Source organism: Thermostichus sp. MS-CIW-30, assembly GCF_054058015.1.
Map to the genome: position 1 here is coordinate 85,032 of NZ_JBSRZW010000007.1, position 13,636 is coordinate 98,667.

General features: G+C 58.6%; 9 protein-coding genes and 1 tRNA gene. 3 read left to right on the top strand and 7 right to left on the bottom strand.

All coding sequences use genetic code 11. The features are described from left to right. Window positions 1-4 precede the first annotated feature (4 nt). Window positions 5-1,384, bottom strand: coding sequence for a tRNA uridine-5-carboxymethylaminomethyl(34) synthesis GTPase MnmE (gene mnmE, locus ACVWXW_RS04895; protein ID WP_457403036.1), 1,380 nt, complete (start codon window positions 1,382-1,384; stop codon window positions 5-7). Between the two features lie 150 nt (window positions 1,385-1,534). On the opposite strand from mnmE, the gene glgP reads away from it, so the two are divergent. Both glgP and ACVWXW_RS04905 read left to right on the top strand, forming a co-directional pair. Further along, window positions 1,535-4,135 carry an alpha-glucan family phosphorylase gene (gene glgP / locus ACVWXW_RS04900; RefSeq protein ID WP_457403037.1) on the top strand — a complete coding sequence of 867 codons (2,601 nt, stop codon included), beginning with the start codon at window positions 1,535-1,537 and terminating at the stop codon, window positions 4,133-4,135. A 242-nt stretch (window positions 4,136-4,377) separates the two neighbouring features. After that, window positions 4,378-5,424, top strand: coding sequence for a tetratricopeptide repeat protein (locus ACVWXW_RS04905; RefSeq protein ID WP_457403038.1), 1,047 nt, complete (start codon window positions 4,378-4,380; stop codon window positions 5,422-5,424). Window positions 5,425-5,443: 19 nt separating this feature from the next. Here the strand turns inward: ACVWXW_RS04905 and ACVWXW_RS04910 are convergent, their stop codons facing one another. Further along, on the bottom strand, window positions 5,444-6,238 hold the full coding sequence (locus ACVWXW_RS04910; RefSeq protein WP_457403039.1) for a response regulator transcription factor: 795 nt from the start codon (window positions 6,236-6,238) through the stop codon (window positions 5,444-5,446). Between the two features lie 230 nt (window positions 6,239-6,468). Between ACVWXW_RS04910 and fni the strand changes: the two genes are divergently transcribed. Beyond that, complete coding sequence (fni, locus tag ACVWXW_RS04915) at window positions 6,469-7,527, top strand: type 2 isopentenyl-diphosphate Delta-isomerase (RefSeq protein WP_457403040.1); 1,059 nt, start codon at window positions 6,469-6,471, stop codon at window positions 7,525-7,527. Window positions 7,528-7,785: 258 nt separating this feature from the next. Here the strand turns inward: fni and ACVWXW_RS04920 are convergent, their stop codons facing one another. From ACVWXW_RS04920 to ACVWXW_RS04940, 5 genes are all read right to left on the bottom strand, one after another. Beyond that, entirely contained in the window at window positions 7,786-9,384 is a 1,599-nt protein-coding gene (locus ACVWXW_RS04920) for a DUF6930 domain-containing protein (protein ID WP_457403041.1), read from the bottom strand. A 468-nt stretch (window positions 9,385-9,852) separates the two neighbouring features. Next, window positions 9,853-9,925 (bottom strand) — tRNA-Thr (locus ACVWXW_RS04925). An 83-nt stretch (window positions 9,926-10,008) separates the two neighbouring features. After that, on the bottom strand, window positions 10,009-10,821 hold the full coding sequence (locus ACVWXW_RS04930; RefSeq protein ID WP_083757667.1) for a TPM domain-containing protein: 813 nt from the start codon (window positions 10,819-10,821) through the stop codon (window positions 10,009-10,011). A gap of 143 nt (window positions 10,822-10,964) precedes the next feature. Next, window positions 10,965-12,068 carry an FAD-binding oxidoreductase gene (locus tag ACVWXW_RS04935; protein ID WP_457403042.1) on the bottom strand — a complete coding sequence of 368 codons (1,104 nt, stop codon included), beginning with the start codon at window positions 12,066-12,068 and terminating at the stop codon, window positions 10,965-10,967. 94 nt (window positions 12,069-12,162) lie between these two features. After that, window positions 12,163-13,425: an RNA-guided endonuclease InsQ/TnpB family protein gene (locus ACVWXW_RS04940; protein WP_457403043.1), complete on the bottom strand. Its 1,263-nt coding sequence runs from the start codon at window positions 13,423-13,425 to the stop codon at window positions 12,163-12,165. Window positions 13,426-13,636 lie beyond the last annotated feature (211 nt).

Below are 13,636 nucleotides of genomic sequence, written 5' to 3' on the forward strand. Positions count from 1 at the left end.
GGGGCTACTTACCGATGCAGAAGCGGCTGAAAATCTGATCCAGCACCGATTCCGAGATCTCCTCGCCGGTGATCTGGCCAAGGGCATGTAGGGCGCCCCGCAGGTCGATGCTCCAAAAGTCCAGGGGGAGCTGAGCTTGGATGGCCTGCCCCACCTGTTCCAGGCTGGCTTGGGCTTGTTGGAGGGCAGCGGCCTGCCGCTGGTTCAGGCTTATCTCCAGATTGGGCTGGGGACGTCCCTGGGTGACAAGCTGCTCCAGGGCTTTTTCCAGCTCCGGGATCCCTTTCCCTTGGGCAGCAACGGCGGGGACGCGGTGGGCAATCTCGGGGGGGAGAGGGATCCCCTCTGGCGGGGCGAGGTCGGTTTTGTTGATCACCAGGATGAGGGGGCGATGGCGGATCGACTCGTAGATGGCGGCGTCGGCAGCCGTCCAGCCCGCTTGGGCGTCGATGACCAGCACCAGCACATCGGCAGCCTGGGCTAGGCGTTGGGAGCGCTCCACCCCCAGCCGTTCCACCGGATCTTCGGTGGCGCGGATGCCGGCAGTGTCCAGCAGTTGAACGGGGATCCCTTTTACCACCAGGTGGGATTCCACCACGTCGCGGGTGGTGCCGGGCAGATCGGTGACGATGGCCCGATCCTGTCCTGACCAAGCATTGAGCAGGCTGGACTTGCCCACATTGGGCCTCCCGACAATGGCCACCTTCACCCCGGTGCGCAGCAGTTGTCCCCGTTCTGCCGTGGCCAGCAGAGCTTGGATCTGGGTTTGTATAGCTTGGAGCCGGGCCTGCCAAGCGGCAACATCCAAGGGGGGCAGATCCTCTTCAAAGTCGAGGCGAGCCTCAATTTCTGCCAACAAACCCAGCAGCTCCTGGCGCAGGGCGCGAATGGATCCCCCTAACTTACCCTGCAAGCCTGCTAGGGCCATCCGGGCCGCCTGAGGGGAGCGGGCCGCCACCAGATCGGCCACACTCTCGGCCTGGGTGAGGTCAATGCGGCCATTCAGAAAAGCGCGCAGGCTAAACTCCCCCGGCTGAGCCAGCCGCGCCCCCTGCCGCAGGCATTGTTGCAACGTGGCCTGAACCACCATGATGCCACCGTGGCAATGCAGCTCTGCCACATCTTCGCGGGTGTAAGAACGGGGGGCCTGCATCCAAACGGCCAGCGCTTCGTCTAGGATTTGGCCTTTCTCGTCGCGGATCCAGCCGTAGAGGAGCCGATGGCTCTCCCAGACTGCGTTGCGGCGGGCAGGGGTAAAGATGGCTTGGACAATGGGAAGGGCTCGTGACCCGGAAAGGCGCACAATCCCCACGCTGCCCTGTTCAGGCACCACCGCAGTGGCAATGGCAGCGATCGTATCGGCCAGGGGCGCAGTCGGATCCATCCCAAATAGAGCCCTGAGGGAGTTCGAGCAGCCGTTGGATTACAGCTCGGCATCCACTGGATTACAAATCGACATTCAAGTTAAAAAGCCACGCCCTCAGGCTGAGGGCAAGGTAGCCTGACAGTGGAAACAACGCTCCTCCCAGTCTTTATGAAGCCGCTACGCACGTTTAAGGTCACTCCCTACCTGCCTACTCCGCTGGAAAGTCTGCGCTTGTTGGCTTACAACCTGCATTTTAGTTGGAACGTAGAAACCCGCAGTCTATTCCGGCGCATGGATCCCGATCTGTGGGATGCCTGTGCCCACAACCCGGTGGCTCTTCTGGGCCGGATTCGGCAGGAACGGCTGGATGAGTTGGCGGAGGATCCCGGCTTTTTGGCCCAGTTGGAACGGGCCAGCCAACAACTGCAGAGCTACCTGCAGGAGGACACTTGGTATCGCAAGTATCGTTCGGCCCAAGCGGTGGAAGGGGAGTGCTACGCCTATTTTTCGGCAGAGTTTGGTTTGGCGGATTGTCTACCCCTCTACTCAGGCGGCTTGGGGGTTTTGGCCGGGGATCACCTCAAGGCGGCCAGCGACCTGGGCTTGCCCCTGGTGGGTGTGGGCTTGCTCTACCAAAAGGGGTATTTCCGCCAGTACCTCAACCCCGACGGCTGGCAGCAGGAACGCTACCCAGTTAACGATTTCTTTAACATGCCCCTGGAGCTGCAGAGAGATGCGGAGGGCCGCGAAATTCGGATTGAGGTGGATTATCCCAACCGCAAGGTGTTCGCCCGCATTTGGAAGGTGACGGTGGGGAGGGTGCCCCTCTATCTTCTGGACACCAACATCGAGCCCAACAGCCAGTACGACCAAGACATCACCGATGAGCTGTACGGTGGCGACCAAGATCTGCGCATCCACCAGGAGATCATGCTGGGGATCGGCGGCGTGCGGGCTTTGCGCGCCCTTGGGATCCATCCCACCGTCTACCACATGAACGAAGGGCACTCGGCCTTTTTGGCGGTGGAGCGGATTCGCCTGTTGATGGTCGAGCAGGGGCTGAGCTTTGAAGAGGCTTGGCAAGTGGCCAAGTCCAGCCAGATGTTTACCACCCACACGCCGGTGCCCGCCGGGATCGACCTATTCCCGCCCGACAAGATCGATTACTACCTCGGCTTCTACTACAGCCAGATGGGCCTGAGCCGGGAGCGCTTTTTGGCTTTGGGACGGGAAAATACCGGCGACTTCCAATCTCCCTTCAGCATGGCAGTGCTGGCCATCAACATGGCCTCTTTTGTGAACGGTGTGAGCAAGCTGCATGGGGCGGTTTCCCGCAAGATGTTCAGCCGGCTGTGGCCTGGGATCCCGCTGGAAGAAGTGCCGATTACTTCCATCACCAACGGGGTACATGTCCGCACCTGGGTGGGGGAGGAGAACCAAGCCCTCTACGACCGCTACCTGGGGCCGGATTGGGCAGAGGCTCCTCCTTCGGATCCCCTCTGGCAAAAGGTGGATCGGATTCCGGATGGGGAACTGTGGCGGGCCCACGAGCGCAGCCGCTCCCGCCTGATTAACTTTACCCGCGAGCGCTTGATGGAACAGCTCCAGAAACGGGCTGCCTCAGCGGCTGAGATCCAACGGGCCTCTGAGGCCCTCAACCCGGAGGTGCTTACCATTGGGTTTGCCCGCCGCTTTGCCACCTACAAGCGGGCCACCCTTTTGTTCCACAACCTGGAACGGCTCAAGGCTTTGCTCAACCATCCTCAGTACCCGATGCAGTTTATCTTTGCCGGCAAGGCCCACCCCCGCGACATACCCGGCAAAGAGCTGATCCGCCAGATCGTGCAGGTGTCGCGGCAGCCGGAGTTTCGCCAGCGCTTGGTTTTCATTGAGGACTACGACATGTATGTCACCAGCTTGATGGTGGCCGGGGTGGATGTGTGGCTGAACAACCCCTTGCGCCCCCGTGAAGCCAGCGGCACCAGCGGCATGAAGGCAGCGGCCAACGGCGGACAGAACCTCAGTATTTTGGATGGCTGGTGGGATGAGGCCGATTATTACCAGACCGGCTGGCCCATTGGCCGCGGCGAGGAGTATGAGGATCGCGCCTATCAAGATGAGGTGGAGTCGAATGCCCTCTACGACCTGCTGGAACAAGAGGTTGCCCCTCTCTTCTACCAGCGCGGCAGCGATGGCCTACCCCATCAGTGGATCCAGCGCATGAAGCAGGCGATTCGCCTCAATTGCCCCCAGTTCAGCACGCAGCGCATGGTGTTGGAGTACGTCCAGCGAGCCTACATTCCTCTCAGCAACTACTTCGACCGCATGCGCCGTGACCACTTCGAGTCGGCCCGCCAGTTCGTTCGTTGGCAAAACCACCTGCAGGAGCATTGGTACAACATCCAGGTTCTCAACGTCCAGATCGAAACCCCGAAGAAAGCTGCCGCTGCCGGCCTTGCCTTGGCACAGGATGACCAAGTGGTGATGGCCAGGGATCCCCTCACCGTGACGGTGGAAGTGCGGCTGGGATCCCTGCGACCTCAGGATGTGATCGTGCAAGCTTACCAGGGGCCGGTCAATGATGAGGGCCAGATTCAGAAGGGACAGGCGACCCCCCTGCGCTATGTGGAGACGCTGGAGGATCGGGCCATCTTTTCCGGCCAGATTTGCTATGAGGCCAGCGGCTTGCAAGGGTTGGCCATCCGCTTGCTGCCCTTTCACCCCGATATGCACGATCCCTATGAGCTGCGGTTGATGCTCTGGGCCTAAGGGGGAGCCGGGATCCAGAGCACTCTCGCGTTAGCAGGCCAGGAGGGAGGGCAACTGCTCACACCTAAAGGGTTGGGAGGAGCACGGGGATCCCCTTTCTACTCTTGATCCAAGTGAGCTACGGGAGCTTTTTGGGCTTGAGCTGTTCGGCGTTTTTCGCTGCCAAATCGGGCAGAATCAGAGAGAAGCTCGCGAGCAGATTAAAAAAACAGGATACGTTCGTAACAGCGGTGCAGAGCAGTATGTTCAGAGCCCACGACTCTGCCGGTTTGCGCCTTTTGATTGCGGTTGCCCTGTTGCTGGGGAGCATGGCGAGTTGGCGGCAGGATCGCCTTTTGGCAGTGATGGGTCTGGCAGGTGCAGCGGCCATTTCTGCCTTCACCCGTCCGGCCATCTTGGCCTACAACCGTGGTCGAGAACGGTGGCTGAACCGGGATTTGCCGGGGGCTATTGAACAGCTCAGCTTGGCTCTGCAGCGGGATCCCTGCCTGGCCAACGCCTACATTTTGCGGGGAGAAGCCTACTTTGCCCTCGGCCAAGTTCCCCAAGCCTTGGAGGATTTCGGCCAGGCGACCCGGTTGGCCCCACGCCGTCCAGAACCCTATTTTTACCGCGGGCTGATTCGTCAATCTCAGGGGGATCTCCAGGGAGCAACGGCGGAGTTTGCTGAGCTGGTGCGCCTACACCCCAATGTCCCCCACCACCTCAGCTTGGCCAACCTGCTCATGCAACAGGGATCCCTGCCTTTGGCCCTAGCCCACCTGGATGAAGCCATCCGCCTGGATCCCACCTCAGCGCTTGCCCATTCCCAGCGGGCCCGTTTACACAGCTACCTGGGCACCTGGGAGGCGGCTTTGTCCGATTGGTCGCAGGCTATTGACTGGGATCCCAGCCCAGCCCACTACTACCAGCGGGGGGTGACCTACGCCTGTGGTGATTACTTTGACGAGGCCATTGCCGACCTCAGCCGCAGCTTAGAAAGAGAACCCCAGCAGCCCAACGTTCTCTACATCAGGGGCAACCTTCTCTATGCGCTGGGGGAGATCAAAGCTGCTTTGGACGACTACGAGCGGGCCTTTCGCCTGGAAGCGGATATGAACCGGATTGACCTCTCCGACGAGTATGGCTTGTACGGACGAGGGCTGGCCTACTGGAATATGGGAGATAAAGCAACAGCTTTTTCGGATTTGCAGGCAGCTTTGCAGGTCAGCCGCCGACATCACAACCTGGCCTTGGAGCAGCGGGTACGCCGGTCTCTGCTGCAACTTAGCAATCCCGATTCTGCCTAGCGGAATTGACGTTAACTAGCTATTCCTTAGTAGGTGCTTTGCCTGACGCTGCGACTCCACGACGCTGCCGCTGAGGCCCAGATCCTGAATCGCCTGCAGCGGCTGACAGAGTTTTCTGTTCCTGAAGCAGCGGGGGGCTGAGGCCAAAGCAGTAGCCGACATTGCGCACTGTGTGGATCAAGCTGGGCTGGCGCGGATCCCGTTCCAGCTTTTTGCGCAACGAGAGGATATGGGTATCGACGGTGCGAGGGTTATCGGTGGAATCCGGCCATGCTCGCTCTAGTAGCTCTAGACGAGAGACGGGATCCCCATCCGCCTGCACCAGCACCATCAGCAGGCTAAACTCCTGGGGCGTGAGGTCGATCCCTTCCCCGGCCAGGGCAACGCGCCGTTGCACCAGGTCAATTTTGAGATCCCCGTACTGCAGAAAGGTAGGGGGGATATGACGCTGTCGTCGCCGAGCCAAGGCTAGAAGGTGGGCATCCAGCAGTTGCATACTGAAGGGCTTGGTGAGGTAATCGTCCGCTCCTGCCTCCAGGCCGGCGATGATATCCGCCTCGGATCCCCGGTGGGAGAGTAGCAGAATTAACAGATCACATTGGCGATGGGCCCACCGGCACAATTGCAGCCCGCCGCGGTTGGACAGCTCCGCATCCAAAATCAGCAGGTGAATGGGCTGGTGTTGCAGCAGGGTCTTTGCCTGGCGAAGGGTCTCTGCTGCCCAAACTTGGTGTCCGGCCTGTTGCAAATGCCAACACAGCAAGCTGCGCAGATGAGGGTTGCCTTCTGCCAGCAAGATGTGCAAGGGTTGCATGGCTGTCCGGTTGGGATCCCGCCCACATCATAGTGCTCCGCACCGCTGACGCGACAGTGCTATGCCTCCGGCACCCTACCGGGAACCGCACTGCTGTCCCAGTAGATAGCGAGTCACCTTGGACTCCGTCCCGCTAGCGCGAACGGGCAATGCTGTTCGCCTTTGGCAGCGCGCGGCGTTATAGACTGACAATCTCTACCAAGACCAAAGGGCTCTGCACTGCTGACGCGATGGCCAATTCTCTCCCCCCCATTTCCGAGCGCAAACAGGATCACCTGGACATTGTTCTGCAGCAGGATGTGGCTGCCAAAGGGATCCGCACCGGCTTTGAGCGGTTTTTCTTTGAGCACGTGGCGTTGCCGGAGCTGCTGTTGTCGGAGATCGACCTGAGCTGCGAGTTCTTGGGAAAACGCCTACAGGGACCCCTGCTCATCAGCAGCATGACGGGGGGGACAGAGGCTGCCCATGAGCTAAACCGACAACTGGCCGCCGCTGCCCAACAGTTGGGCATTGCCATGGGGGTGGGATCCCAGCGGGCAGCCTTGGAACATCCAGAGCTGGCCCGGACTTACCAGGTGCGCCAAGTGGCCCCGAATATTCTGCTGCTGGCCAACCTGGGTGCCGTTCAGCTCAACTACGGCTATGGGTTGGAGCAGGCGCGACGGGCGGTGGAGATGATCGAGGCGGATGCATTGATTCTGCACCTCAATCCTCTCCAGGAGGCGGTTCAACCCCAAGGGGATCCCGACTGGCGTGGATTGTATGGCCGCATCGAACGGTTGGTGGCGCAGTTACCGGTGCCGGTGGTGGTGAAGGAAGTGGGCAATGGCCTCAGTGCCAAAGTAGCCCAGCAGCTGGCCGAATGCGGCGTGGCAGCCCTGGATGTGGCGGGGGCGGGCGGCACCAGTTGGAGCGAGGTGGAGGCCCATCGCCAACCAGATGCTCTCAAGAAACGCATCGCCCACAGCTTCAGGGACTGGGGGATCCCAACGGCTTTGTCCCTGCTGGAAATTCCTCGCCTGCTGCCGGACTTACCCCTGGTGGCCAGCGGCGGCATCCGCAATGGCATCGACGCGGCCAAAGCTATCCGTCTGGGAGCCGATGTGGTGGGTATGGCCGCCCCCGCTTTACACGCCGTCTCCCAAGGACAGATGCAGGCAGTGGTGGACACCTTTCGCGCCGTGATCGAGGAGCTGCGCATTGTTGCCTTTTGCACTGGATCGGCCAACTTGGCTCGGCTGCGACAAGCTACCCTGCGGCGGCAGGATACTTGGGATCCCTTGCCCTAAACTCCAAGCACTTGCCACAAACTGAGGGTCAATACCAGAGCCCCCAGATGATAGGGCCACTGTATGCTTTGTCGAGATGCTTTGTCGAGCTATTTTGCCGGTCAGCACCCAGGAGAGAACCAGAGCCAAGATAGCGTGGATCCCTGGAAAAACCGAATCACCGCCCGGTAAACCTGCCAGAGATAGAAAGAAGGGATCCCGGCTGGGAGAAAGTTGCTCAGGTTACCAGCAGCACCTAACCTGCCTCCATCTGGACGGTCAAGGCAAGTGCAATTGTCGGCTAATCCGCACCATCGGCCCCAGTCCCAGTCCCGTTGGGTTCAAAGCCTGCATCTCAAACAAGGCCAGAATGTGGCGCACTTGCAGCTCTGGGCGCGTAGAATTCACCCCCATCGCCACCACCAAGCCGCAATAGCCACCCGTATCCCGGCAACGCCGCTCCCAGCGCTTGCGAGCCATGGAGTGAACGGGATCATCTTCGGGAAACTCTCCAAACAGGTGCAGATCGCGATTGCCCGTTTGCACAATTTCCAAGTCGTAGCGATCGCCATCGAAGGGATCCACCCCTGTGTTGAAACAAACGCCCTGGGGCCCGCCTTCCCCACGCAAATTCTCGATGAGCTGCTTTGCTTTTGATCGAGAGGTGCGCACAATCACCACCGGCAGCCCTTCTCCATTTTTCACCAGCTTGCTTTGGGGGAGGGGATGCCATTGCCCCGTGCGACGCAGCATTTCCACCGTTGTCCACGGCAAGACCCCCAGGCCTATCTGCGCGCCCTCGGGCACCAAATCATCCCGCAGCAGGGTTTGGGCAGGTTCTTCCGCCTCCCCTTCCAGCTGCAGCAGCTCTTCAGCCACGTCCGGCAGGGTGCGCACCTGCACCGAAAGGGTTGCTCCCTTCTCTTGGGGATTGGGAATGCGGTACCGGCCTTGATAGGAGCGAAAGTCATCTTCCAGCTTGCGGTGGTACTGCTTGAAGAAGCGATGCAAGGCTTCCAAGGCCACCGATAAGGCCGCCGCCTCGTCCTCCTGCAAAGTCACGCGCAAGCCTTCCAGGGGGTGAATGGTGCCGAAGTTCGGCTCAACTTCCTCAGGATCCAACTCTGCCAAGTCCAGATCCGGCAGTTCGTTAAGTTCAGGATTACCAGCTTGGAATGTGAGATAGAGACAATCTTGTCTGAGGAAGGCTTCCTCCATCTCTTCGGGAGTATCCGGCTGGCCCGCATCCTGGCGAAACTGTTTGAGGGAGGGCAGCGAGCGATAGAAAAGTACCCCATACTCCATGCCCAACCGCCCCATCACCGAGACATAAAGGGTTTGGATGTCCCAGTGATCTAGGTCGATGGCCAAGATTTGGTGATCCTCTAGGTAATCCCAGGGAGCATCTCGCCAGAGGGTGAGGGCTTTGCCGGCCAGCAACTCAACATAGTGTTCCGGCAGAGGGGGAGGGATCCGTTCGTTGGCCTCTTCAAAGCTCTGCAGGATCTCGTCGATCAGAGGCAATTCCGGCTGGCATTCCACCTTAATGTCCAGCTGGTGCAGAATGCCGCGCAAGAAAAATTGCACCTCTCGATCCCGCACGATGATCTTCTGGGGGCGAGCAGGTGAGGCAGCATGGGGCCGCTCCATGGCCACAATCAAGGTTCGCACCATCGGCTCAAAGCCAGAATCGGCGGGCACCACTTCCATGGCCCGTACCACGCCCTGAACGCCATCTACCCAAAGAATGCACTCCCCCTCCGTTTGGGATCCCATGGGTGACGATCCTGAGAGCTTGTGGCGATCCCCTTCCCACACCGAGGGCACCTGGGGCAGCTTTTGCAATCGACGAACCGTAGCGGCTGGGAGACCGGACATAGACATCCAAGGAGAATCAGGAGCATGACTCTAGTCAATAATAAGCTCAACTATACTGAAAATAATGTATAATATGTTCAGTACGGATTACTACCAGTTGATCTTTCTGTTTACTTTCGAGTCTGCCAACATGGTAGCCAAAGCAAAGCAGAAAATTGGTAGTAAGACGACACGGAAACTGCGCTTTGGGTATTCTACTCAAAGCTTTGCGGGATACCGCCATTCTGGTTGGAAACAAACAGAATGCTATCGCTGCATAGTTGAACAGTGATGTTCAGCAGTGTTCAGCGTAAATGTATCAGAACAACCCAATCGGCTGAGTAGGTATGCCAAACTGAGCAGGGATCGGCCTTGGCCTCCTGTCAACAAGACCCAGGGATCCCGCTAATGCCAATCTAACCACCAGTGTAGAAGCTGAGTTCGGCTTCAGCGAGAGGAGACAGCAGAGCCAAGTTCCATGGCACCAGAAGCTGATGGTCAGATTCGAACTGACGACCGCTCGATTACAAGTCGAGTGCTCTACCAACTGAGCTACATCAGCAATTTCTGCTCACCGATTCTAGCATTTGTCCCCTGCGAACTGGGGCTCGCAGGGAAGGACGCCCAGCCGACTTCACGAGTCAGCTACTGCTGATCCACTGCCGGGCGAGCAATGGGAGCCAGGTAGATCACCAAAGCCCCTGCCAGAAACCCCAAGACGTTGCGCAACACCGGGATCCAATCCTGCGTGCGTGTGACCACCGGGCCGATACCGAAGGCCCCGAACAGAATGAACCACAGGGGAGAAATGAGCAAGGCCCAACGCCAGTTAAACAGCTCCTCCGCATGGCGGGGCTTGCCGGCAAACCCGAAGACAATCCCGCCCAAAATCGAGGTCACCAGCGTTAGGATCCACTGCTCTTGAGGCAGGCCGGGCACCACACGGCAGCCCCCCTGATGAAAGCAGCGATCCAAGACATCAACGGTCTCCAGGATGGCGCGTTGGGTGCCGTGCTCCCGCACATAGAATTGGTTGCCAAAGCGAGATTGCAGCTCAATCCAAAAGGTACGTGGCAAGATCTCGCGCACAGCATCCCCCACATTAAACGCCAGCAAGTTGCCCCCCCTGGGATCCGCCACCATCAGAACGCTGCGCTCATTCAAGCCCCAGTACTCTTTCACCTGACGGCCTGGAGTTTGATCAAACTGAGTCAGCACCCGCAGCTTCCAGCCGGTGTCTTGCTCTAACTTGTTCAGATGCTGGGCCAGTTGAGCTTCCTGATTGCTGGTCAACTGATCCGCCAAGTCCAAGACCGGCACGGGCGGCTGAGGCAGCTCCATCGGCACCACCGGCAGGGCAGGTTGCGCCCAGGTCAGGGATCCCCCGCCCACCGCAATCAACAGCCCAAGGCAAAAGCCCACCCCAACGCGGAGTATCCGTTGCCACTCGATGCTCATGCTGATCCCTCTCTTAGCTTTGACGCTGAGATACTGAGAAATGATGTTAAGAAATGTTTCAATTTCTTATAGATCTATCATGCACCGGAACAAGACGTTTGGCCAGAGGGATCCCGGGGAAGGAGCGGTGACAGGGGCAGTGCCTATATCAAGCTGGGGCTAAAGGTGCCGGCGGGGTCGAAGTGCTGCTTCAGCTTGCGCATCAGACTTGCAGCCGGGCCAAAGTCATGGGCAAGAGCCTTCTTCAGAGCCGGCGGCGCCTCCAGAAGCAGGAGAAATCCGCCTGCGGACTTGAGGTAGCGTTGCAGTTGCATTAGGGATCCCACTTCTGGCTGAACCAGCCAAGCCCGTCCTAGCCCACAGCCTCGGTGCAGTTGCACCTGAGCTCCAGGAAACAGGGTTTGAAACTGCTCCAATGTTGCCAGGCTCTGATTGGGCAGGCACCCGAACTTGGCCAGCACTGCTCCTGAGCCGGGTTGAGGCAGGGGCAGAGAGTCGGGATTCACTTCCTGCAAAGTCAGCCCTGCAGGGGCCAGCCGCCGCGTTTGGGCCATCTGCTGGGCGATTGCTCGCTCCGATCCATGAAAGCTGAGCCAAACCTGGGATCCCTCTGCCCTCAGCCAGAGATCCACCCCCACAGGGTTAACGGGGCCGGTCAGCACCTGCCGACACAAAACCTCCAGCTCCGGCAGGGATCCTGTAGCCAGCAAAGCAGACTGAGCTGCCGGCAACGGGTAAAGCCGTAGGCTCACCTGGGTCAAAATTCCTAGGCTGCCCAAGGATCCGGTGAACAGCTTCATCAGGTCATAGCCGGCAACATTCTTGACAACCCGCCCGCCCGCTTTGGCCACTTCCCCATCCGCCCGCACCCAGGCTATGCCCAGCAGCAAGTCGCGGATCCCGCCGTAACGCCGGCGCAGAGAACCCGTATCGGCAGTGGCGATAATGCCCCCCAGGGTAGCCCGCTCCGGATAGAGGGGATCCACCGGCCACCATTGCCCCCGCTCGGCCAAGATGTGTTGCAGTTCCGCCAAAGTCATGCCAGCTTCCACCGTGACGGTGAGATCAGCAGCCGCATGGTCGATGAGCCGGCGTAAGCCGCGCGTGCTGAGAACCAAATCCACCGGCTCCACAGAGTGGGCCCAGCCCCACTTGCTCCCCTGCCCCAGCGGCAGCACTTTCCGCCCTTGGCACTCCTTTAAGATTCCGGCCAATTCCGAGACCGTTGATGGAGTCTGGATCGGCAAGGGATCCCCTGGATCAGATAGCAAGGTCGCCAGTGAATGGGGAGAAGACATTGGGGAAAGCGAAGCAGAGAGTGACATCCTCCCGACGCTGACCCTACGGGTACAGCGCGGGCTTCCTAACCTCACGGTTAGGCATTCCTGCCCCACGCCACTTATCTAGGTCATAGACCCCCGACAGAACGACTTGGCAGGCTGTTTCCGTTCCCCAGAGTCCCTGGGCTACTAAATTCTCTAGTCCACGATGCAAAACCATTTCTGCTGCTGCATGGTCACGATGAGTTCGATACCCACACTCAGGACAATGATGCTCTCTAATCTTCAACCCCTTACTGACAGTGGCAAAACATTTGGGGCAGGTTTGGCTAGTCCCGTTGGAGTTGACTTTAGCGAAGTACACTCCACGTTTCCAGCACACCCATTCCAACAGAGACAGAAATTGTCCAAAAGCGACATCGACACAATCTTTTCGCAGCATTCCCCGTGTCAAGCCTGTGACATTGAGGTCTTCCGCAAAGATGGTTTGCGCTTGGTCACAAAGCTTATGAGCCGTCTTTAGGTGGAAATCTTTACGACGGTTCGCAATCCGATGGTGCATCCTGGCAACCTTGATTTGTGCCTTCTCCCAGTTTCGTGAGCCCTTTTGTTTTCGTGTCGCTCTGCGTTGCAGCAATTTCAGCTTGCGTTGCATCGACCTAAAAAACTTGGGCCGCTCCTGGAAGCTGCCATCTGAGACCGTCAAAAACCGTTCCAATCCCAGATCAATCCCAATCGCACGACCGTGAACCGGAGCATCGGGAACCGATATGTCCGATTCGATGGTAACGACGACATACCATTGCGTCCCTCTTACCTTGGACAGTACCCTCACCTGCTTGACCTTGAACCCATCTGGGATAGGACGATGCAAGTTGATAGGCACTTTTCCTATCTTTGGTAGCTTGATACTGCTGCCGGAGATGGGATTGTCCTTGAACTGGGGAAACACAAAAGACTTTAATTGGCCTTGTTTCTTGAAACGGGGGAACCCATATCCCCGCTTCTGGAATGCCTCCCAAGTATCATGCAGCCTGCGAATCGTAGTCTGCAAGACCTGAGAATGCACCTTGGCCAAATGCGGGAATTGCTTCTTTGTTTTGGGTAGGTTATTTTGCTGACGATAGCAAGACGGGAATGGCTCATCGGCAGGAATGATGTATTCCTTCTCCAGTGAGCATCTGTCTATGGGACACTTACGGGAAGCAATCCAGTCTTTGAGTTCGCGCAAAGCGTAGTTGTACACGCCTCTGCACGTCTCAAGCCACGACCGCAGCTCGGCCTGCTGCGCGGCGTCTGGATAGATCCGGTAAGTGTAGTTCATGGTCAGCATAGTGGCAGTTTACCACAAGCTATAGCTGCTGGTAAATACTTGTCTTATCCCATCGAGAGAATCGACAAGTGCGGGGAGTCCATGTATCCCGACGCTGATGCTTTGCATACAGCGCGGGACTTATAGCTCCCCGCGCCCCTCCTTTGTTAAAGAGAGAAAACCTGTCCAAACCAGCCCAATTGCGGGGTTATCCCACCCTACC

What these genes read in the sequence shown, in the direction of transcription:
- mnmE (WP_457403036.1), bottom strand. Translation starts at nt 1,384, where the DNA reads ATGGATCCGACTGCGCCCCTGGCCGATACGATCGCTGCCATTGCCACT.
- glgP (WP_457403037.1), top strand. Translation starts at nt 1,535, where the DNA reads ATGAAGCCGCTACGCACGTTTAAGGTCACTCCCTACCTGCCTACTCCG.
- ACVWXW_RS04905 (WP_457403038.1), top strand. Translation starts at nt 4,378, where the DNA reads ATGTTCAGAGCCCACGACTCTGCCGGTTTGCGCCTTTTGATTGCGGTT.
- ACVWXW_RS04910 (WP_457403039.1), bottom strand. Translation starts at nt 6,238, where the DNA reads ATGCAACCCTTGCACATCTTGCTGGCAGAAGGCAACCCTCATCTGCGC.
- fni (WP_457403040.1), top strand. Translation starts at nt 6,469, where the DNA reads ATGGCCAATTCTCTCCCCCCCATTTCCGAGCGCAAACAGGATCACCTG.
- ACVWXW_RS04920 (WP_457403041.1), bottom strand. Translation starts at nt 9,384, where the DNA reads ATGTCCGGTCTCCCAGCCGCTACGGTTCGTCGATTGCAAAAGCTGCCC.
- ACVWXW_RS04930 (WP_083757667.1), bottom strand. Translation starts at nt 10,821, where the DNA reads ATGAGCATCGAGTGGCAACGGATACTCCGCGTTGGGGTGGGCTTTTGC.
- ACVWXW_RS04940 (WP_457403043.1), bottom strand. Translation starts at nt 13,425, where the DNA reads ATGAACTACACTTACCGGATCTATCCAGACGCCGCGCAGCAGGCCGAG.